Genomic DNA, 22,100 nt, shown 5'->3' on the forward strand with positions numbered 1-22,100 from the left:
TAATTATATAAACAATTTTGTATGTTTAGCGGGCAAAAAAATGCCCCCTGTCAGGAAGGGGGCATGAAGGCTCATTTCGTCAGATTGACTGAGTGAACGTTCGCGAAATCACATCCTGCTGCTGCTCACGCGTCAGCGCATTAAAGCGCACCGCATACCCTGAAACGCGAATCGTCAGGTTTGGGTAATTCTCCGGATGCGCAATGGCATCCAGGAGCATTTCCCGGTTCATGACGTTGACGTTCAGATGCTGTCCGCCTTCGATAGCCGCTTCGTGGTGGAAGTAGCCGTCCAGTAGCCCCACCAGGTTGGTTTTGCGCACCAGTTCGTCCTTACCCAGCGCCTGCGGCACAATCGAGAAGGTATAGGAGATGCCGTCTTTCGCATAGGTGAACGGTAGCTTGGCAACCGACGTCAGCGAAGCCACCGCCCCTTTTCTGTCGCGGCCGTGCATCGGGTTCGCGCCTGGGGCAAACGGCGTGCCGCCGCGGCGTCCGTCCGGCGTGTTCCCGGTCTTCTGGCCGTACACCACGTTAGAGGTGATGGTGAGAATCGACTGGGTCGGTACTGCATTTCGGTAGGTTGGCAGCGCCTGAATTTTTTTCATAAAGCGCTCGACCAGATCGCAGGCAATACTGTCCACGCGGTCGTCATTGTTGCCGTACTGCGGGTAATCACCTTCAATCACGAAATCAACCGCCAGACCGGTATGGTCACGCACCGGTTTCACCGCGGCATATTTAATGGCCGACAGGGAGTCCGCCGCTACCGACAGGCCGGCAATGCCGCAGGCCATGGTGCGGTATACGTCCCGGTCGTGTAGCGCCATCAGCGAGGCTTCGTAGCTGTACTTATCATGCATGTAGTGAATGAGATTCAGCGCGCTGATGTACTGCACCGCCAGCCAGTCCATAAAGTGATCGAGGCTCGCCATCACGGTATCGTAATCCAACACTTCATCCAGCAACGGCTCGGTTTTCGGGCCCACCTGGATCTTCAGTTTCTCATCCATCCCGCCGTTGATTGCGTACAGCAGCGTTTTCGCCAGGTTGGCGCGGGCGCCAAAGAACTGCATCTGCTTGCCGATCACCATCGGACTGACGCAGCAGGCTATCGCGTAGTCGTCACTGTTGAAGTCGGCCCGCATCAGGTCGTCGTTCTCATACTGCAGCGACGAGGTGACGATCGACACCTGCGCGGCATATTTCTTGAACGCAATCGGCAGTTTTTCAGACCAGAGGATCGTCAGGTTTGGCTCCGGCGCTGGTCCCATGGTGTGCAGGGTGTGTAAATAGCGGAAGCTGTTTTTGGTCACCAGCGTGCGCCCATCCAGCCCCATGCCGCCGATCACTTCCGTCGCCCAGATCGGATCGCCGGAGAAGAGCGTATCGAACTCCGGCGTACGCAGGAAACGCACCATGCGGATCTTCATAATGAAGTGGTCGATCAACTCCTGTGCCTGGACCTCATTCAGACGCCCGGCCCGCATGTCACGTTCAATATAAATATCGAGGAACGAGGCCGTACGCCCCAGCGACATCGCCCCGCCATTTTGAGATTTCACCGCCGCCAAGTAGGCAAAGTAAACCCACTGCACAGCTTCCTGGGCATTCATCGCCGGACGAGAAATATCAAAGCCATAGTTCGCCGCCATCTGCTGGATCTGCAGCAGCGCACGCTTGTGTTCCGCCAGCTCTTCGCGCAGGCGGATCGTCGCCTCCAGATCTTCGCCGCGCTCCAGCCTACCCTGCAGATCCGCAAACTGAAGTTCGCGCTCGCGCACCAGATAAGCGATCCCGTACAACGCCACGCGGCGGTAATCGCCGATGATGCGTCCGCGCCCGTAGCCGTCCGGCAAACCGGTCAACACGCCGGATTTACGGCAGCGCATCATCTCCGGCGAATAGACGTCAAACACGCCCTGGTTATGGGTTTTACGCAGGTCGGTAAACAGGTATTCAAACTGCGGATCCATTTCGCGGCCATAGGCTTCGAACGAGCTGCGGATCATGTTGATCCCGCCATACGGATGCAGGGCGCGCTTGAGCGGTTTGTCAGTCTGCAGGCCGACAATGGTCTCCAGATCCTGGTCGATATATCCAGGCCCATGCGCGGTAATCGTGGTGGCGATGTTAGTATCAAAATCCACCGGGGCATGGGTGGCATTCTCCTGGCGAATGCCGACCATTACCTTCTGCCAGAGCGCCGTCGTTGCAGGCGTCGCCTGCGCGAGGAAAGCTTCATCGCCTTCATAAGGGGTGTAGTTATGCTGAATAAAATCGCGGACGTTGACGGCGTTTTTCCATTCTTCACCGCGAAACCCGGCCCATGCGTCGCTGTAGGGCGCGACGCCTGTATCAATCGTTACTTTCATTTGATTCTCGCTTTATCAGGCGTAAGCCGCAGCCGGAGTCACCTGCCCAAGACGAAGGGCATCCAGCGCGATCATTTTTTCTTCATTGGTAGGGATCACCGCGCAGACCACGCGGGACGAATCGGTGCTAATGACGCGCTCACCCGCACTGCCCGGCAGGGCGTTTTTAGCCTCGTCGAGGGTGATACCAAAGACCTTGAGATGGTCAGCCACCAGCGCACGGATGAGCCTGGAGTTCTCGCCAATACCGCCGGTGAACACTACGCCATCCAGACGATGCAGCGATGCCGCATGACCCGCGATATGCCGCGCGATGCGGTGCACAAAAGTGTGTATTGCCAGTTGCGCCCGTTCATTGCCCTCGTGCCAGGCTTTTTCCAGCGCCCGCAGATCTGAGGAAATCCCGGAGATCCCCAGCAGGCCGGACTCTTTGTTTACCACCCGCTCCAGATCCTCGAATGACTGACCCGTTTGCTGGGCAATCCACGCCATTGCGCCAAAATCCACATCGCCACAGCGCGTGCCCATCACCAGCCCTTCCAGCGGCGTCATCCCCATCGAGGTATCGACGCTTTCACCGTTGCGCACCGCGCAGATAGACGCCCCGTTGCCGAGATGGGCGATCACCAGGCCGCTGTCATCGGGGGACAGCCCGAGAAGCGTATGTGCCTGCCCGGACACATAGCGATGAGAAGTACCGTGGAAGCCGTAGCGACGCACGCCAAGCTCTTCAAAATAGCGATACGGCAACCCGTACAGCCAGGCATGCGGTGGCAGCGTCTGATGGAAGCTGGTATCGAACACTGCAACCTGCTGTATACCCGGGAACAGGCGCTCAGCGGCTTCTACACCGCTAAGATTGGCGTAGTTATGCAGTGGTGCCAGGGGGGAAACCTGACGGATCTGTTCAATCACCTTCTCCGTAATCAGGGTCGACTCGCTGAAGAGGTCGCCGCCATGAGCAATGCGATGGCCAATCAAGGCCACGCTGCTCATCAGGTCACGTTTCTCCAGCTCCAGGGCGATGGCAGCCAACGCCCCTTCGTAGTCATGGTGAGCCAGCCTGACTGGCTCACCCCCATTCACGGAAATAAAGGCTTTTTCAGTGTTGATGCCGTCTGCAATTCCCGTCATCAGGGCATCACAGCTGCTGGCATCGAGCACCGAAAACTTAACAGAGGACGAACCGCAGTTAATAACCAGTACAACCGGAAACTCAATCATGGTGTTACTCCGCTCTTCCTGAGCAATGACTTAGAACAGTTTGTAAACGATATTCAGAATGGTCAGCAGGCCCACAACCGTGACAAAGATGTTCTCGGGTTTGCCTTTATATTTCGCCATAGCCGGCGCTTTGCGGATGGCGTACATCGGCAGCAGGCACAGCAGAGAAGCGATGATTGGCGCACCCATGGCTTCGATAAGGTCGAGAATGTTCGGGTTGGCGTACGCGACAATCCAGGTGGAGCCCATGATGAACACCATGCTGATGGTGTTCAGCTTGCCTACGGAGACTTTCTTCTTATCGCCTTTGTAGCCGAACTTGAGGATCAGGCCATTCAGCCCTTCCAGCGTGCCCAGGTAGTGGCCGAAGAAAGATTTGAAGATAGCGACCAGCGCAATGATGGAGGCGCCGTATTCCAGTACCGTCGCAAACGTCGATTTGGTGCCCGACATGGAGGCGAAGTGGTTCGCCAGGTATGAAAGCACCGGAATGTTCTGCGCTTTGGCGTCCGCCATGTTCTGCGGAGAAAGCGTAAACAGGCAGCTAAAGGCGAAGAACATCACCACGGCCACCATCAGCATGCTGGCGCGACCGATGATTTTGGAACATTTCTGCTCGGTGAACTCTTTACCGAACTCCGGTTCGTACTCTTCGCGTTTGGAAACCACGAATGAGGAGACAATCGGCGAGAAGTTAAAGGAGAAGACCATGATGGAGATCCCCAGCCACACCGTGACCAGAATGCCGTCATGCCCGGTGAAAGCAATATCGCTCAGGTTGACCTGGTCGATAACCGCTGAGTTCCAGTAAGGGATCAGCGACAGGGAGATCAGCACCAGGCTGGCGATAAACGGAAACACCAGGAAGCTCATGACCTTCACCATCAGGTCTTTACCGAACCAGATAACAAAGGCCATCAACAGCAGCAGGAACAGCGCCACCACGCCGCGGTTCAGCGCAGGCAGCTGGAGCTGGTTTTCCCAGAAAGTCATGAAGGTGTTAGTAATGGTGACGCCGTAAATCCACAGCAGCGGGCAAATGGCGAAGAAGTAGAGGAAAGTGATGACCACCCCGCCCGTCTTACCAAAGTGCTCTTCCACCGTTTCGGTGATGTTGCCGGAGACGTTGCTGCCGGACAGGCAGAGACGCGCCAGCGCGCGGTGGCAGTAAAACGCAATCGGGAATGCAAGAAGCAGCATCAGCAGGATGGGGATCAACCCGCCAAATCCTGCGCGGATAGGGAAGAACAGCACGCCTGCGCCAATAGCGGTACCAAACAGGCCCAGGGTCCAGGTGGTATCAGACTTACGCCAGGAGGACGTTTTTGTCTGACCAACGATAATGCTTTCTGTGTTGCTCATAGGTCACCTTTATGCGTCAACGAAGCCGGTAATTTGGGAAACACGGGAGAGGTCAATATTGCCGCCGGAAATAATGCAGACGGTTTTGCGGCCCTGAATATAGTGGTCAAGCTTGCCGCTTAATAATGCCGCGCAGGCCAGCGCGCCAGCGCCTTCCGTCACCACTTTATTTCGCTGAATAAGGGCAATCATGCTGTTACGAATATCATCTTCGCTGACCAGCACAATGTCATCGACCAGTTCACGAACGATTTCTAAGGTTAATTTACCGGGACGCGAAACGTCGCAACCGTCGGCTAATGTGCCGGTAACACGATGGTTGGTTATTTCTCCGGCCTGCCAGGAGGCCGCCATCCCGTGAACGTTTTCAGACTGTACGCCGATAATATTAATGGTCGGGTTGATGGATTTAATCGCGGTGGCAATCCCGGCAATTAATCCGCCGCCGCCGATAGGGACAATCACGTTATCGACGTCGTACAAATCTTCGAGGATTTCCAGACCGATAGTGCCCTGGCCGGCGATCACTTTCGGATCGTCATAAGGTGGAATAAAAATACGCCCCTCCATCTCAACGATTTCGCTCACTTTGGCGATGGTGTCGTTGAAATTATCACCGTGCAGCACGACTTCCGCCGAGTAGTCGCGCGTCGCGGCCACTTTGGATTTCGGCGCGCCCATTGGCATTACAACTTTGCCGTCGATGCCGAGCATGGCGCAGGAAAGAGATACCCCCTGCGCATGGTTTCCCGCGGAGCAGGCAACAACTCCTTTGCGTTTTTCAGCGTCAGTCAATGAGCTTAATTTGTTAAACGCGCCGCGGATCTTAAACGAACCGGTACGCTGCATGTTCTCAAACTTCAGGAATATTTCGCCCTTACAACGTTCACTGAGATAATTCGAACGCGGCATGCCAGTTTTATATATTTTACCTGCCAGCCGTTTTCTGGCGTCCTGAATATCTTCAATAGTTACCGGGAGATCGTAGGTAATATGCATAATATCCTCGTTATAATAATTCATTCTTTTCGGGCAAAGTCAGGGTATCAGAGCATCAATAAAATATACTCTGGGTGTTTTAAAACAGATTTAATGCTTATCGGATTTTTATTACATCATCGTCGTCTTTCACTGGTGAGTGATGCATATTGTTTTGCCAGCTCCACTAATACTGACGCTGATTTTTTAATTCTGTAATTTTTCGACCACACGGCGGCATAACGCGCCACGGGTAATTCATCTTCCACTGGCAGGACAATAAACTGATCGGAACCGAACGGTGCAATCATGTCGCGGGGAATGACCGTCAAATAATCGGCATTCAGCACAAGGTTATAAATGGTGACAACGGAATCGGTCTGGACGATGTTTTCAATGCTGATGTGATTGTCTTGCAGGGTGGTCAGGAGTTCTTTGTAGTAGCCCATATCGGTTTGCGGCATCACCCACTGCTCATGTGTGAGCGATGCCAGTGTTGTCGAACCGGTGCACGTTCGTGTTTTACTGGCGACGAGTACAAACTCGGACTCAAACAGCGGTTCAACATGCAGATCCTGCAGAAGCATTTCATCGCTCAGCGTTCCGATGGCGAAATCCAGTCGACCGTCGCGAATGGCCGGGAGGAAGGATGACAGCTGCGCTTCATACATTGAGACACGCGCTTTCGGGAACACTTCCTTGAATTTTTTGATCATTTCGGAAAGGAAGGTAAAGCCGATCAGAGACGGATAGCCAAAGGAGACATCCATAACGGTGCTGAAACTCAGGCTGTTGATCTCGCTCACCATGTTTTTCATCTCACGCGTGATCGACTCTGAGTATGAGAGCAGAACCTGGCCTGCGGCAGTCAGTTTTACGCCGGTGTTTTTACGCACCATCACTTCAACACCGAAGTAGGACTCGATATCGCTGATGATTTTGCTGACCGCGGGTTGTGTCAGACCCAGTTGTCTTGCCGCAGAACCTATGGAGCCACTTTTAATGACTTCCTGAAATACCACGAGGTGCTGTGTTTTCGGTAGAATAATAGTGCTCATAATATTCTGCGCTTATTTCCCTATGACGGGGTGGATTCTACTCAATATTGTTTAAAGGGGTATGTGCTGTTACTCACAATTTGCTTTTCAGGACCGCTAGCCCTCCGTGCAAAACACCACAAAATAACCTAATTATCAATAAGTTAACACAAATAAAATACGTCGATACGCTGATATTGATCAACAAAAATAGCGGTAATAAATTTATTTTATGGCGATAACCCTGATAAATTTCTTTGGTCTAAAAAAATCAATAAAGGCTATCTTTCAGGCAATTAAAGGGCAATTAATAACCATTATTTGATTACAACATTTTTTCAATTTATCAAATTTTTCAGGGCTGAATTTTCGGGTTACTGAAAAAGAGTGGAATGCATCACATATTCACGGGGTAAATGTATTTGATTTCTAAATACGCATATCAAATCAGAAAACATTAGAGATCATAATGACAATATTCATAACAAACCCATAACACTGAGAATTCAGCATTTCTTAGCGTGAAATTTTGTGATTTCGATCCTCTACCGAGCCAGGATTGAGTTATTAACCAATAAAATAGTGAAATGTGCTTAGCGTCGCAATTTTGAGAATTGATGTCATTTGTAAACATGAGCAGGGTGGTACTGAAAGCAAAAACCCCGCCGAAGCGGGGTTTTAAAAGAAGTTGAAGCTGACCGATAAGGCGGCTTCGTTCAACCATACGTCAGGCATCTACAGCGCTGGGGTTGTCGTGTGCCGCAGACTGTATCGCTGTTTGTGTTACAGTGCAAATTCATCGAATGAAGCACTTTTCACACCCAGCCATGCCTAATTGCTAACATTTGCAACACACCAATGATAAAAAACAACAGACTGACAACCGCCAAGTATATCTCCACGTAGAACGGGCCAATAAGCCGTTTTGGTAGCCCACGTATAAAGTCCTTGTCATCGTTTTTGGTCAGGATTGAGCTTTTATTCCACAACAGCGGCATGTATATAAAACTCACTTTTGTGCTGTATGCTACTTTGACATAAAGCGTGTTGACGTTCTCGAACAGCAATACAGCATCGGGCAGACTACCGTATTTTTCTTTGTACAGGATGCAGATCTCTTTAAATCTATCCCTGTTCAGAACTGAGGCTATGATACTGGCTATACCGAAGCCGAAAGCAAGTGCTCCGATGATTACTGTTGCCTTGGCACTAAGTAGATCATTAATGGTCATTGCTTATAACCTCATATAGAGATTCACCAACGAAGCCACCGAACGCAGATGTGGCTTTATCGCTCCCATATGCAATAGTAAAGCCCTACAATGGACGCGCCTTTCACACCCAACCGCGTTTTATCGCCAGCATCAAAATCCCAGCAATGACAAAAAAAACTATACTAATCAGACCAAGAATTGCCTCTACATAAAATGGTCTGATAATCCGTTTCGGTAGTCCCCGGATGAAATCTTTATCATCATTTTTGGTCAGTATTGAGCTTTTATTCCATAATAGCGGCATGATTATGAACTGTGTTTTTATGCCGTATGCGCCCTTGAAGTAAAGCGAGTTAACGTTTTCGAACAGTAATACGGCATCGGGAAGACTGCCAAACTTCTCTTTGTATAGCTGGCAGACCTCCTTAAATCTCTTCCTGTTCAGCAGTGAGGCTATAACGCTGGCTATCAAGAATGATAAGCCTATAAGCATAATTATTATAAAAATTATTTTTATATCAATCATTGCTGGTTGCCTCATAAAGACCAAGTTTTTCCCCAATGAACTCGCCAGTAGCCCCGGACAATTGGCTTAGAGCTTTATCAGTTCCGTATGCTATCCCTCCACTAACCCCAATCGTGCAAAGTAGTGCTCCAGCGCCAGCAGCCTCAATGGTTGCGGCACCCAGCACTACTGCGCAGATTGAACTTGCTGCACTTCCCTGGAGAATTCTACTTGCTAAAGCTCCCCCAGCTAAGCTACCCGCAAACTCACCAATGGAGGTAAACGAGGTTTTCGCACACTCTCGCCCTACAGTGCAGGCTTCGGTGATCTTCGCGGCGGTATCAAAGGCAGAAAGGCCGATGCCAATCTTCCCGGCGGTTTCCATCCATTTGACGTACTTCGCCAGCTTCTCGATGTGTGTTGCGTAACCTTCGATATCGCTAACACCTGTTTCATTCCACCGATGAGTGATTGAACGGCTGGACAGACCAAGGGCGCTTTTCAGGTCGGTGTATTCATTGAACATGAAACGATGCTTCATGAACATTTTGAGGACGCTATCGAGTTGACCAAACAGGCGACGGCGTTCAACGAAGAATTGTTCACCGATCAGTGTGCCACTGGTGATGTACTGGTTCTTGTAGGTTTTCTCGATCTCGACAAGAATTTTCTCTACCTGTTCGAAATACCCCTTAGCAGCCTCGGTTGCTTGTCCTGAATATCCATAAGCATCACTCGCCGTACTGGCAGCAGCAGCGAACATCTCAATGGTGTCTTTGTGTTTGAAAAGGAAGTTGGCTTGCTGAATTGAAAGAGGGGCTAACGCTGCATCAACTCGCGCTTTCGCGGCCTGCATGTGGGCAATTTGCTCGCTGTCCTGCTTATCAGGGTCAACCACCAGCATAATAGAACCGGCTTTGTATCTTTCATCCGGGCCGTTAAGTGTAGCGAATAGTTCCTTTACCCCTGCTGGCGGGTTCTCAGTGAATAGCAGTCGCTGCCAGGCTTCTGTCGTACCACCGTAAGGGATAATGGTAAAACCAGCGTCGATGCCTGTTTTCTTTTTCGCTACTTGGGCGTGCTGATCTGGTTCTGACTCAATCGGGCCAGGCAGAACAGGAAACTCTACCTTGTGAAAATTGTCTTTGGCTGTTGTTGACTGGCTCTCAAGTTCATAATCATCATCCCAGTTTGAATTGAGGAATTTAGATTTACAGGGACACGAACTATAACTATGCAGTGTTCCGGCAATCCTTTTACCATGTATGTCATCATCAAGCCCACCGCAGATACGGTAAAGCCCAGGATGTTTACCACAAGTAACTTTATGCCCTTCGCAGGACATATCTCTGTCAAAGTGCTGGTGGTCGGTCCATCCTTCAGTGATAACGCCACCACATCGTGTCTTATCGCCTCTGAATAAATAGTATCCCTTAACCCCCATCAGTGCTTACTCCCTGGCATGGTCAAGAATCCATCCGGAAATTCGCGGCCTTCACGAAAAACCAGTTTGCTGCATGATTGTGGGGTAGAGATTATTTCGTCTCCGTTATCGAGCATACTCCCAACGAGTGCAGCGGATGCGCCCTGCATGATTCGGGCCTTGCCAGCACCGGAAATAATCGTGGCCTCGCTGCCATCAGCATATACAACCTTGTCACCTACCCGAGCAACTTGTAACCCTCCGGTAGTCGCACCGCCTGAAGCATGGCGAATGACTCCACCGAGACGGGTCAGACTCCCAACGACTGCAAACCGGAAAATGTGGGCTAACGGGCGGCTTAAATGCTGTTTATTAATTTCCTCAAGTTCTTTCCGGGCTTTGTCATCGCAGAGTGACAAAAGCTCTTCGTCGTAAGGCGGTTTTGATTGGACTTCACGAATTTCAGGTGTGATCTCGTTGGTGTACTGCTTCATAAGTCCCTCTACTTGCTATAGAAATAATCACAGAGGTCATTTTACAAACAATAACCACAGGCGCAACAAGTATTCGACTTAAGTGAAATCCCGTTTCGTAACATCTGATAAGTGCGTTGCACAACCAGTTTTAGCTTTCTTCCAAATCTCTGTTATCTGACTGGGCTAGAACTGCGAAGGTTTAATCGACTTCGGTGAGCCAATGAGTGATCTCTTTATCTCTTAACGCCGCCAAGGTGACCCTGACCCCGAATATGGACTACACTCGTTATAATCCTGCCGCCAGTCGTTAATGATTTTCCTGGCGTGAACGATATCGCTGAACCAGTGCTCATTCAGACATTCATCGCGAAATTGTCCGTTAAAGCTCTCAATAAATCCGTTCTGTGTTGGTTTGCCCGGCTGGATTAAGCGTAACTCAACATCATGCTCAAAGGCCCATTGTTCCAGTGCGCGGCAAGTGAACTCCGGCCCCTGATCCGTTCTTATCGTCGCCGAATAGCCTCGAAACAGTGCAATACTGTCCAGAATACGTGTGACTCGAACGCCTGAAATCCCGAATGCGGTGATAATTGTCAGACACTCCTTCAAACTGGCTACCAAGTTGTTCGATAACTGAATCCATTGACAACGGACCAGTGTCTTGTTTGAAAGTAAAATCAAGCAATTGCCCAAAATCTATCGCATTCCATTTTTCATCAGTCAGAGATCCTGACTTTCATAAAGTACTACGCACTTTTGAGGGAATCTTTTTGCTGCGGCGTAAAAAGCTGCCTGAATGCTTAGTAAATAGTCATCAATGTCTTTTTGTTCTAATTTCTTCATTTTTTGCACTATGTCCAATAGTCGGGCTGGCTCCATCTTGGACGATTTTACAAAAGAAATGAACATAGAGAGACGGGAAGATATAAACCTTGCTCTGCTGGCTGAATCGCAGCCCAGAGACACGCGAAAAAAACCGCCTGAAGGTAGTCGGAAATGAAGGCAGTAGCGGTTGCCACGCTTTAGAGTATTCGGGATGGAACAGCCGTTGGTGTGTCTCTTTTGTATCACAGTCTGTGTCACAGTTTTTCCTTAGAAAGCCTGAGACACACCAACGTATTGTTTTAGAAGAAGTTGAAGCTGACCGATAAGCCGGGTTCTGTCGTGGACAGTCATTCATCTAGGCCAGCAATCGCTCACTGGCTCAAGCAGCCTACCCGGGTTCAGTACGGGCCGTACCATGTGAACCCCTATTTGGCCTTGCTCCGGGTGGAGTTTACCGTGCCACGGACTGTTACCAGCCGCGCGGTGCGCTCTTACCGCACCCTTTCACCCTTACCTGATCCCGCTTGCGCGGGCCATCGGCGGTTTGCTCTCTGTTGCACTGGTCGTGGGTTTCCCCCCCAGGCGTTACCTGGCACCCTGCCCTATGGAGCCCGGACTTTCCTCCCCTCCGCCCGTCTCCCCCGAAGGGGACGACGACGAAGCGGCGACTGTCTGGTCAGCTTCGGCGCGCAGTATAGAGGGTTTGCGCGCCGCTGTCACCCTCAGGTGTGGGCAAGATGTTATTAACGGGCGACTTCTACCTTCGCCAGTTTTTCGTAGTAGCACGCAATGGCACTGTGGTCGGCCGTCCCCATGCCATCGGCACGCAGGGCCTGCATCATTTCCATCACGGCGGCGGTCAGCGGCAGTTGCGCCCCAACACCGTGAGACGTATCCAGCGCGTTTGCCAGATCTTTAATATGCAGGTCGATGCGGAAACCAGGTTTGAAGTTACGATCCATCACCATCGGTGCTTTGGCATCTAGCACGGTACTCCCCGCCAGACCGCCACGGATTGCCTGGTAGACCAGGTCCGGGTTGACGCCCGCTTTAGTTGCCAGCGTCAGCGCTTCGGACATCGCAGCGATATTCAGCGCCACAATCACCTGATTCGCCAGCTTGGTCACGTTACCCGCCCCGATGTTACCGGTGTGCACCACAGAGCCAGCCATCGCTTTCATCAGATCGTAGTATTTATCGAAGATCGCTTTATCGCCGCCGACCATCACCGACAGCGTGCCGTCGATCGCTTTCGGTTCACCGCCGCTGACCGGTGCATCCAGCATATCGACGCCTTTCGCTTTCAACGCCTCGCTGATTTCACGGCTTGCGAGGGGGGCAATAGAGCTCATATCAATCAGTACAAGACCTGGCTTCGCACCGTCGATAATGCCATTCTCACCCAGAGCGACCTCTTTTACATGTGGAGAGTTTGGCAGCATGGTGATGATGACATCGCACTGCTCAGCAATGGCTCTGGCTGTGGCGGCCGTTTCGGCACCCGCAGCAATGACCTCAGCCACAGCTTGCGGATTATGGTCTGAAACCACCAGTGAGTAACCCGCTTTGATGAGGTTCTTACTCATTGGCTTACCCATGATCCCCAGGCCAATAAAACCGACTTTCAGCGTCATAATCTGTTTCCTCAATGATGGTTATTTTTTAAAAGCGTCCGCTAATTTCTGCGTGGCTGATCGGAATACGCCGAGGTCACTGCCGACAGCCACAAAGGTGGCGCCCCATTCCAGATAACGACGAGCGTCAGCTTCAACCGGTGCCAGAATGCCGCACGGTTTGCCATGGGCTTTGGCGCGGGCAAAGATGTGTTGAATGGCATGCTGAACGTCCGGGTGACCCGCATTACCCAGGTGTCCCAACGCCGCAGCCAGGTCACTCGGACCAACAAAGATGCCGTCGACGCCGTGTGTGGCAGCAATGGCGTCGACGTTATCAACACCCTGCTGGCTCTCAATCTGTACCAGGATGCTGATGTTGTTATTGGACTGCGCGAAGTAGTCCGGCACGGTGCCAAACATATTGGCGCGATGCGAAACGGATACACCGCGGATCCCTTCCGGGGGATAGCGCGTTGAGGCCACGGCCCGCGCCGCCTCTTCTTCCGTTTCCACAAACGGGATCAGGAAGTTGTAGAAACCGATATCCAGCAGACGTTTGATGATCACCGGTTCGTTGGTTGGCACACGCACCACCGGCGCGCTCTGGCTACCTTTGAGTGCCATCAACTGCGGAATAAAAGTATTGATATCGTTCGGCGCATGCTCACCGTCCAGTACCAGCCAGTCGAAACCGGCCAGGCCCAGCACTTCGGTGCTGATGGGATTTGCCAGCGCGGACCAGCAACCAATCTGGATCTGATGCGCCGCGAGGGACGCTTTAAACTTATTTGGGAAAATATCGTTATTCATCGCGTTTACCTTTTAAATTCCGCAGCCTTATTCCGTATATTTATTGCCAGCGTTATATTTATTTTCTGACTTAATTCCGGCGTTATAAAATCGTCATTCAGTATAATCCGCACATCACCGCGACACATTGTTTTAATGCTCAAGTATTGTTATCCGTTTTGATAATATTTTGAGCATTTGCACGAATCACTGCGCGCTGATGCACAGAATCAGGCATTACGGGTTCTGTGGCGATCGAGATCACATTCTCGTTCCTTATCTCCTGACATGCTTTATTTCTGCCATAAGAAAATTGGCTGCATTTATTATCAGACTCTTGCTGGAGAATACTGAACAATGGCCGATATTGAAATTCGACAAGCGTCGCCGAGGGCGTTTTATATAAAAGTCCACGATACCGATAATGTGGCGATTATTGTCAACGACAATGGCTTAAAAGCGGGAACCCGTTTCCCGGACGGGCTGGAGTTGATTAAGCATATTCCGCAGGGACATAAAGTCGCGCTTGTGGATATCCCCGCTCACGGTGAAATTGTGCGTTACGGAGAGGTGATTGGTTACGCCGTTCGCGCCATTCCTCAGGGTAGCTGGATTGAAGAGTCGCTGGTCGCGTTGCCAAAAGCACCGCCCCTGAACACACTCCCGCTGGCAACCCGCGTGCCTGAACCACTCCCTCCACTGGAAGGCTATACCTTCGACGGTTATCGCAATGCCGACGGTAGCGTCGGTACCAAAAATCTGCTCGGCATTACCACCAGCGTGCACTGTGTGGCAGGCGTGGTGGATTATGTGGTGAAAATTATTGAACGCGACCTGCTGCCGAAATACCCGAACGTGGATGGCGTGGTCGGCCTGAATCACCTTTATGGCTGCGGTGTGGCCATCAATGCACCGGCGGCCGTTGTGCCTGTCCGTACCATTCACAATATCGCCCTGAACCCGAACTTCGGCGGCGAGGTGATGGTCATTGGCCTCGGCTGTGAAAAGCTTCAACCTGAACGCCTGCTGCAGGGGACTGAGGACGTGAAAGCTATCCCGGTCAGCGATGCCAGTATCGTGCGTTTGCAGGACGAGCACCACGTCGGTTTTAGATCGATGGTCGACGATATTGTTCAGGTGGCAGAACGCCATCTCGATAAGCTGAACAAACGCCAGCGTGAAACCTGCCCGGCCTCGGAGCTGGTGGTAGGAACGCAGTGCGGCGGCAGCGATGCGTTCTCCGGCGTGACCGCCAACCCGGCGGTAGGCTACGCGTCCGATCTGTTTGTTCGCTGTGGTGCCACGGTGATGTTCTCCGAAGTGACTGAAGTGCGTGACGCTATCCATCTGCTTACCCCTCGCGCTATCAATGAAGAGGTAGGTAAGCGTCTGCTTGAGGAGATGGCCTGGTACGATAACTATCTCGATATGGGCAAAACCGACCGTAGCGCCAACCCCTCTCCGGGGAACAAAAAAGGCGGCCTGGCGAACGTGGTGGAAAAAGCCCTCGGCTCAATTGCGAAATCCGGCCAGAGCGCCATTGTTGAAGTCCTTTCGCCGGGCCAGCGTCCAACCCGACGCGGCCTGATTTACGCGGCAACCCCGGCCAGCGATTTTGTTTGCGGCACGCAACAAGTCGCGTCAGGTATTACAGTGCAGGTCTTTACCACCGGACGCGGCACGCCGTACGGCCTGATGGCGGTTCCGGTGATCAAGATGGCAACCCGCACGGAGCTTGCAAACCGCTGGTATGACTTAATGGATATCAACGCGGGCACTATCGCCACCGGGGAAGAGAGCATTGAAGAGGTGGGCTGGAAACTGTTCCACTTTATTCTGGATGTGGCGAGCGGTCGCAAGAAAACCTTCTCTGACCAATGGGGATTACATAATCAGCTGGCGGTGTTTAACCCGGCGCCCGTGACCTGATTAACATCGACCCTCTCCCCCATCGGGAGAGGGTCACAATTATTCCTTAACCAACACCACGTCTATCCCAATCTTGCGTAACCCTTCCAGACTTTCAGCCGGAATACCTTCGTCGACAATAATCATATCAATGCGTTGGGTATCAATGATTTTATGCAGGCTTGAGCGGTTAAACTTGCTGGAGTCAGTCACGACGATAATGCGCTCTGCCACTTCGCACATTTTGCGATTCAGACGGGCTTCATCTTCGTTATGCGTGCTTACGCCGCGATCGAGATCGATGGCGTCGACGCCCAGGAACAGCATGTCAAAATGGTAATTCTGTAATGATTGCTCCGCCTGGTCGCCATAGAAAGATTGCGACTGACGGCGTAAATGCCCACCGGTCATCAGCAATTCCACCCCTTCTGCTTCCAGCAACGCGTTCGCGACATTCATGCCGTTGGTCATAGCAATCACGTCCGTATGCTGGCGCAGCATACGGGCGATTTCAAACGTCGTGGTACCGGAATCCAGAATGATACGGTGTCCTGGCTTCACCAGCCCAGCGGCCGCCTGCGCGATACTGCGCTTAACGGCCGTATTCAGCGAACTTTTATCTTCCACTGAGGGTTCAACGCCTTGTGCATGACCTTCACAAATCAGTGCACCGCCGTAAGCACGTACGGCAATGCCCTGCTTCTCAAGGAAGGCCAGGTCGTTGCGGATCGTCACCGTCGAAACACCATATAAATGAGAAAGATCGTTAACCTGCACGCTTCCCTGCGCCCGCAACCGCTGAATAATTTGCTCTCGCCTTTCACTGGTGCCGGTGATGCGCTTTTCTGCGGATGAATCGGTGCTGCTCATGCGAGCTCCTTAATCAATAAACTTTCGTTTCATTTCGTTTTGCCTATTAAGGCCTTTCTTTTACGGGAATGCAAGCCCCGTCTGACGACCAGGGGCAAGCTCACCCGGCGCTGAAACCTTTCATTGTGTTTCTTTTGTGAAACAGATCGGAAAACCATTATCTTTCGTTTTATTTTTATACCACCATGATGCAGGATTAAATGAAACAAAACGAAAGATGACTACCATCACCATCCGAAATGGAGAGGAAAGTGAAACATCTGACAGAAATGGTGGAACAACATAAACGGGGGAATTCAAACGGGATTTATGCCGTCTGTTCCGCACATCCACTGGTACTTGAAGCTGCAATTCGTTACGCCCACTCGCATCAGACGCCGATATTAATTGAGGCCACCTCCAACCAGGTGGATCAGTTTGGTGGCTATACCGGCATGACGCCCGCTGATTTTTACGGGTTTGTTTGTCAGCTTGCGGAATCCCTTAATTTCCCGACTTCACTGTTGATCCTCGGCGGGGATCATCTGGGGCCCAACCGCTGGCAAAATCTACCTGCGGAACAGGCGATGGCAAATGCCGACGATCTGATCAAAAGCTATGTTGCTGCCGGGTTCAAAAAGATCCACCTCGACTGCAGTATGTCATGCGAAGACGATCCCGTTCCCCTGACCGACGCGATCGTCGCCGGGCGCGCCGCGCGTCTGGCGAAAATTGCCGAAGAGACCTGTCGTGAACAGTTTGGCGTGTCTGACCTGGTCTACGTCATCGGCACTGAAGTGCCTGTTCCCGGTGGGGCGCATGAAACCCTGAATGAACTCGCCGTCACAACACCGGAAGCGGCACGCGCCACGCTGGAAGCACACCGTCACGCTTTCGAGAAAGAAGGTTTAAACGCTATCTGGCCGCGCATTGTTGGCCTGGTCGTTCAGCCTGGCGTTGAGTTTGACCATGCCCATGTGTGTGACTACCAACCGCACAAGGCCGTCGCGCTGAGCAAAATGGTGAAAGCGTACGACACGCTGGTGTTTGAAGCGCACTCCACCGATTACCAGAGGCCGCAAGCACTTCGCCAGCTGGTAAAAGATCACTTCGCGATCCTGAAAGTCGGCCCAGCTTTGACCTTCGCTCTGCGAGAAGCGTTGTTTTCACTGGCCGCCATTGAAGAAGAACTGCTGCCTGCCAAAGCCAGTTCTGGCCTGCGTCACGTACTGGAAAACGTGATGCTCGATCGCCCGGAATACTGGCAAAGCCATTACCACGGTGACGGCAATGCACGACGCCTGGCGCGCGGCTATAGCTACTCTGACCGCGTCCGCTATTACTGGCCAGACAGCCAGATTGACGATGCCTTTGAGCGACTGGTACGCAATCTGGCTGACGAGCCCATTCCTCTGCCGCTGATCAGCCAGTACCTGCCGTTGCAGTACAGCAAAGTTCGCGAGGGCGCTCTCAAGTCAACGCCACGGGAGCTCATCCTCGACCACATTCAGGACATACTTCAGCAGTACCACGCCGCCTGCGAAGGCGTAACGACTCAACACGCATAATTAAAAAGAGGAAAACGCTATGCCAAACATTGTCTTATGCCGCATCGACGAACGGTTAATCCACGGTCAGGTGGGTGTGCAGTGGGTGGGGTTTGCGGGGGCAAACCTGGTGCTGGTCGCTAACGATGAGGTCGCTGAGGATCCGGTTCAACAGAACCTGATGGAAATGGTGCTCGCGGAAGGGATCGCCGTGCGCTTCTGGTCGCTGCAAAAAGTGATCGACAACATTCACCGCGCTGCCGACCGCCAGAAAATTCTGCTGGTCTGTAAATCACCCGCTGATTTTCTGACGCTGGTGGAGGGCGGCGTACCTGTCACCCGTATCAATGTAGGCAACATGCACTATGCCAATGGCAAACAACAAATTGCCAAAACGGTCTCTGTCGACGCAAACGATATCACTGCGTTCAACGGTCTGAAATCTGCCGGAGTGGAATGCTTCGTTCAGGGCGTTCCAACAGAAACTGCTTTGGATCTCTTTAAACTGCTCTGAGGGATTCACAATGGAAATCAGTCTGTTGCAGGCACTGGCGTTGGGCGTTCTCGCCTTTATCGCCGGCCTGGATATGTTTAACGGCTTAACACATATGCACCGCCCGGTGGTACTCGGGCCGTTGGTTGGCCTGATTCTGGGCGATCTACACACCGGTATTTTGACCGGCGGGACGTTAGAACTGGTCTGGATGGGACTGGCACCGCTGGCAGGCGCACAGCCACCAAACGTGATTATCGGCACGATTGTAGGCACAGCGTTTGCTATCAGCACGGGCGTGAAGCCGGAAGTTGCCGTTGGCGTCGCCGTCCCGTTTGCCGTTGCGGTACAGATGGGGATCACGTTCCTCTTCTCGGTGATGTCTGGCGTGATGTCGCGCTGCGATCGCATGGCGGCCAATGCGGATACTCACGGTATTGAACGGGTCAACTATCTGGCACTGCTGGCCCTCGGTATCTTCTACTTCCTGTGTGCTTTCCTGCCAATTTACTTCGGTGCAGAACACGCGAAAACCGCCATTGATGTTCTGCCAGCACGGTTGATTGATGGTCTTGGCGTCGCGGGCGGCATCATGCCAGCTATCGGTTTTGCCGTGCTGCTGAAGATCATGATGAAAAACGTCTACATCCCTTACTTCATTATCGGTTTTGTGGCCGCAGCCTGGCTCAAGCTTCCGGTACTGGCGATTGCCGCTGCTGCCCTGGCAATGGCACTTATCGACCTGATGCGTAAAACACCTGAACCGACAGCACCTGCGTCCCGGAAAGAGGAATTCGAAGATGGCATCTAATCAAACAACTTTGCCTGGCGTTTCTGAAAGCGAAGAGACCCTGCTCACTGGCGTGAATGAGAACGTCTACGAAGACCAAAGTATCGGTGCCGAGCTGACGAGAAAGGACATTAACCGCGTAGCCTGGCGTTCCATGCTGCTGCAGGCCTCGTTTAACTACGAACGTATGCAGGCCTCCGGCTGGCTGTATGGCTTACTGCCTGCGCTGAAAAAGATCCACACCAATAAGCGGGATCTGGCGCGTGCCATGAAAGGTCACATGGGCTTCTTCAACACCCATCCGTTCCTGGTGACCTTCGTTATCGGCATCATCCTGGCCATGGAGCGCTCCAAGCAGGATGTGAACAGCATCCAGAGCACCAAAATTGCCGTGGGCGCACCACTCGGCGGCATTGGTGACGCCATGTTCTGGCTAACTTTGCTGCCCATATGCGGTGGGATTGGCGCAAGCCTGGCGTTGCAGGGTTCCATTCTGGGCGCCGTGGTCTTTATCGTGCTGTTTAACGTGGTGCATCTGGGCCTGCGTTTTGGTCTGGCGCATTACGCCTACCGGATGGGCGTCGCAGCGATCCCGCTGATTAAGGCCAATACCAAAAAGGTTGGTCACGCGGCCTCTATTGTCGGGATGACGGTGATTGGCGCGCTGGTGGCAACCTATGTCCGCCTTAATACCACGCTCGAAATCAAGGCCGGTGATGCCGTCGTCAAACTGCAGGCCGACGTTATCGACAAGCTGATGCCTGCCTTCCTGCCACTGGTCTATACCCTGACGATGTTCTGGCTGGTACGCCGTGGCTGGAGCCCACTGCGTCTGATTGGTATCACCGTGGTGCTCGGTGTTGTCGGTAAATTCTGTCACTTCCTGTAAAAGCAAAGAGGTTACGATGTTAGGCATTATTTTGACGGGTCACGGCGGTTTTGCCAGTGGGCTTGAGCAGGCGATGAAGCAGATCCTCGGCGAGCAACCGCAGTTTATCGCCATTGATTTTCCGGAGACCTCCACCACGGCGCGGCTGACCACCCAGCTTGAGCAGGCGGTGAGCGAGCTCAATGCAGAGCAAGATATTGTATTTCTCACCGACCTGCTGGGCGGTACGCCGTTCCGCGTAGCGTCAACGCTCGCTATGCAAAGGCCCGGCAGTGAAGTGATAACGGGCACGAACCTGCAGCTGCTGCTGGAGATGGTGCTGGAGCGCGACGGTTTAAGCAGCGAAGCATTTCGATTGCAGGCGCTGGAGTGCGGACATCGTGGGCTGACAAGCCTGGTAGACGAGCTGGGGCGCTGCCGAGAGGAAGCGCCCGCTGAGGAAGGCATATGAGCCAGCTGTTACGCGCTCGCCGCGTGCTCACCGAACGGGGCTGGCTTGAAGACCACCAGCTACGTATTGAAAGTGGGATCATCACGGCGATTGAGCCAATTCCCGTGGGCATTGCGCCGCGCGATGCTGAGCTACTTTGCCCGGCCTATATTGATACGCACGTTCACGGCGGTGCGGGTGTGGATGTCATGGATGACGCACCCGACATACTGGATACTCTGGCGATATATAAAGCGCGTGAAGGCGTGGGCGCATTTCTGCCCACCACCGTCACCGCGCCGCTGGAGGCCATACACGGCGCACTTATGCGTATCGCCCGGCGCACTCGCTCCGGCGGTCCCGGCGCGCAGGTTCTGGGTAGCTATCTTGAAGGTCCGTACTTTACGCCGCAAAACAAAGGGGCGCACCCGCCGGAGCTTTTTCGGGAGCTGGATATCACTGAGCTGAACGCACTGATTGAGGTTTCGCAAAACACGCTGCGCGTGGTGGCGCTTGCGCCGGAAAAACCTGGCGCATTACAGGCGATTCGCCACCTTAAACAGCACGGTTTACGCGTGATGCTGGGCCATAGCGCCGCCACTTACGATCAAACCCTGTCGGCGTTTAACGCGGGCGCAGATGGGTTGGTCCACTGCTACAACGGTATGACGGGGTTACATCACAGGGAACCCGGCATGGTTGGCGCTGGGCTGACAGACAAACGTGCATGGCTGGAGCTGATTGCCGATGGTCACCATGTCCACCCTGGAGCCATGCGTCTGTGCTTCTGCTGCGCGAAAGACCGCGTGGTGCTGATCACCGATGCAATGCAGGCTGCTGGTATGCCTGACGGGGACTACACCCTGTGCGGTGAAGAGGTCTGCATGCAAAATGGTGTCGTGCGTACCGCCACCGGTGGCCTAGCGGGGAGTACGCTCTCGCTGGATGCCGCCGTCCGCAATATGGTGGAGCACGCAGGCATCACCGCTGAAGACGCGATCCATATGGCCTCGCTGCACCCTGCAAGGCTGCTGGGTATTGATAACCAGCTCGGGTCGTTAGCATCAGGCAAACACGCCACGCTCATCGCGCTGGACGGTGGTTTACACCTCCAGCGGATCTGGATTCAGGGCCAGGCTCTTCCCCTTTAGCCCTTTCATTGTGTCTCCTGTTGGCCTTACGACACGCGATCGTAAGGCCTTTCTTTTCCTTTCCTTCTTCATTGCCTTTTCTTTTGCGATCACACTTTTCGTTTTATTTCTTTTCTTTCATTGAACTTTCGATTTCTTTTCTATAAATTTTATTTAACTGCTCAAGTGAACAAGTGAAACGAAACGAAAGATAGCGACATATTTGCCAGCGTCTGATGTG

Annotated in this window: 19 protein-coding genes, 1 other RNA gene and 1 pseudogene; 7 read left to right on the plus strand and 14 right to left on the minus strand. The window is 52.6% G+C overall.

Translation table 11 applies throughout. From position 1 onward, the window contains the following. Positions 1–79 precede the first annotated feature (79 nt). The 13 genes and pseudogenes from pflB to garL all read right to left on the minus strand — a co-directional run bounded on the left by pflB (position 80) and on the right by garL (position 13,844). A complete protein-coding gene (gene pflB / locus LCD46_19785; GenBank protein UOY70251.1) occupies positions 80–2,374 on the minus strand; it encodes a formate C-acetyltransferase in 2,295 nt (764 codons plus the stop codon). A 15-nt stretch (positions 2,375–2,389) separates the two neighbouring features. Next, complete coding sequence (gene tdcD, locus LCD46_19790; GenBank protein ID UOY70252.1) at positions 2,390–3,598, minus strand: propionate kinase; 1,209 nt, start codon at positions 3,596–3,598, stop codon at positions 2,390–2,392. A gap of 30 nt (positions 3,599–3,628) precedes the next feature. Next, on the minus strand, positions 3,629–4,960 hold the full coding sequence (tdcC, locus tag LCD46_19795; GenBank protein UOY70253.1) for a threonine/serine transporter TdcC: 1,332 nt from the start codon (positions 4,958–4,960) through the stop codon (positions 3,629–3,631). Positions 4,961–4,969: 9 nt separating this feature from the next. After that, on the minus strand, positions 4,970–5,959 hold the full coding sequence (gene tdcB / locus LCD46_19800; protein ID UOY70254.1) for a bifunctional threonine ammonia-lyase/L-serine ammonia-lyase TdcB: 990 nt from the start codon (positions 5,957–5,959) through the stop codon (positions 4,970–4,972). A 116-nt stretch (positions 5,960–6,075) separates the two neighbouring features. Continuing rightward, on the minus strand, positions 6,076–6,996 hold the full coding sequence (gene tdcA, locus LCD46_19805) for a transcriptional regulator TdcA (protein ID UOY70255.1): 921 nt from the start codon (positions 6,994–6,996) through the stop codon (positions 6,076–6,078). A gap of 794 nt (positions 6,997–7,790) precedes the next feature. Then, positions 7,791–8,207, minus strand: a complete 417-nt coding sequence (locus tag LCD46_19810) for a hypothetical protein (GenBank protein UOY70256.1) — start codon at positions 8,205–8,207, stop codon at positions 7,791–7,793. A 103-nt stretch (positions 8,208–8,310) separates the two neighbouring features. Then, complete coding sequence (locus LCD46_19815) at positions 8,311–8,715, minus strand: hypothetical protein (protein ID UOY70257.1); 405 nt, start codon at positions 8,713–8,715, stop codon at positions 8,311–8,313. Further along, on the minus strand, positions 8,708–10,138 hold the full coding sequence (locus LCD46_19820; protein UOY70258.1) for a PAAR domain-containing protein: 1,431 nt from the start codon (positions 10,136–10,138) through the stop codon (positions 8,708–8,710). The genes LCD46_19815 and LCD46_19820 overlap by 8 nt, the downstream gene beginning before the upstream one ends. Beyond that, on the minus strand, positions 10,138–10,611 hold the full coding sequence (locus LCD46_19825) for a PAAR domain-containing protein (GenBank protein UOY70259.1): 474 nt from the start codon (positions 10,609–10,611) through the stop codon (positions 10,138–10,140). The genes LCD46_19820 and LCD46_19825 overlap by 1 nt, the downstream gene beginning before the upstream one ends. A gap of 222 nt (positions 10,612–10,833) precedes the next feature. After that, positions 10,834–11,199, minus strand: a pseudogene (locus LCD46_19830) (integrase core domain-containing protein). Between the two features lie 526 nt (positions 11,200–11,725). Beyond that, positions 11,726–12,102, minus strand: an RNA gene (gene rnpB / locus LCD46_19835) — RNase P RNA component class A. Positions 12,103–12,161: 59 nt separating this feature from the next. After that, on the minus strand, positions 12,162–13,052 hold the full coding sequence (gene garR / locus LCD46_19840) for a 2-hydroxy-3-oxopropionate reductase (GenBank protein ID UOY70260.1): 891 nt from the start codon (positions 13,050–13,052) through the stop codon (positions 12,162–12,164). A 21-nt stretch (positions 13,053–13,073) separates the two neighbouring features. Further along, positions 13,074–13,844: a 2-dehydro-3-deoxyglucarate aldolase gene (gene garL, locus LCD46_19845; protein UOY70261.1), complete on the minus strand. Its 771-nt coding sequence runs from the start codon at positions 13,842–13,844 to the stop codon at positions 13,074–13,076. A 336-nt stretch (positions 13,845–14,180) separates the two neighbouring features. On the opposite strand from garL, the gene garD reads away from it, so the two are divergent. After that, on the plus strand, positions 14,181–15,752 hold the full coding sequence (gene garD / locus LCD46_19850; GenBank protein ID UOY70262.1) for a galactarate dehydratase: 1,572 nt from the start codon (positions 14,181–14,183) through the stop codon (positions 15,750–15,752). A 39-nt stretch (positions 15,753–15,791) separates the two neighbouring features. Here the strand turns inward: garD and LCD46_19855 are convergent, their stop codons facing one another. After that, on the minus strand, positions 15,792–16,601 hold the full coding sequence (locus tag LCD46_19855) for a DeoR family transcriptional regulator (protein ID UOY70263.1): 810 nt from the start codon (positions 16,599–16,601) through the stop codon (positions 15,792–15,794). A 239-nt stretch (positions 16,602–16,840) separates the two neighbouring features. Between LCD46_19855 and kbaZ the strand changes: the two genes are divergently transcribed. The 6 genes from kbaZ to nagA are packed head-to-tail and all read left to right on the plus strand — an operon-like array spanning position 16,841 to position 21,880. Next, the gene (gene kbaZ / locus LCD46_19860) at positions 16,841–18,148 is read left to right on the plus strand and encodes a tagatose-bisphosphate aldolase subunit KbaZ (protein UOY70264.1); all 1,308 of its coding nucleotides are present in this window, start codon (positions 16,841–16,843) and stop codon (positions 18,146–18,148) included. A gap of 19 nt (positions 18,149–18,167) precedes the next feature. Continuing rightward, positions 18,168–18,641, plus strand: a complete 474-nt coding sequence (agaV, locus tag LCD46_19865; GenBank protein UOY70265.1) for a PTS N-acetylgalactosamine transporter subunit IIB — start codon at positions 18,168–18,170, stop codon at positions 18,639–18,641. Positions 18,642–18,651: 10 nt separating this feature from the next. Continuing rightward, a complete protein-coding gene (locus LCD46_19870; protein UOY70266.1) occupies positions 18,652–19,431 on the plus strand; it encodes a PTS mannose/fructose/sorbose/N-acetylgalactosamine transporter subunit IIC in 780 nt (259 codons plus the stop codon). Continuing rightward, complete coding sequence (locus LCD46_19875) at positions 19,421–20,299, plus strand: PTS system mannose/fructose/sorbose family transporter subunit IID (protein UOY70267.1); 879 nt, start codon at positions 19,421–19,423, stop codon at positions 20,297–20,299. The genes LCD46_19870 and LCD46_19875 overlap by 11 nt, the downstream gene beginning before the upstream one ends. 16 nt (positions 20,300–20,315) lie before the next feature. Then, a complete protein-coding gene (locus LCD46_19880) occupies positions 20,316–20,750 on the plus strand; it encodes a PTS sugar transporter subunit IIA (GenBank protein ID UOY70268.1) in 435 nt (144 codons plus the stop codon). Further along, on the plus strand, positions 20,747–21,880 hold the full coding sequence (gene nagA / locus LCD46_19885) for an N-acetylglucosamine-6-phosphate deacetylase (protein UOY70269.1): 1,134 nt from the start codon (positions 20,747–20,749) through the stop codon (positions 21,878–21,880). Before LCD46_19880 ends, nagA begins: the two co-directional genes overlap by 4 nt. The last annotated feature ends 220 nt before the right edge of the window (positions 21,881–22,100 follow it).

Source organism: Enterobacter ludwigii (genome assembly GCA_023023105.1).
Classification (GTDB): domain Bacteria; phylum Pseudomonadota; class Gammaproteobacteria; order Enterobacterales; family Enterobacteriaceae; genus Enterobacter; species Enterobacter adelaidei.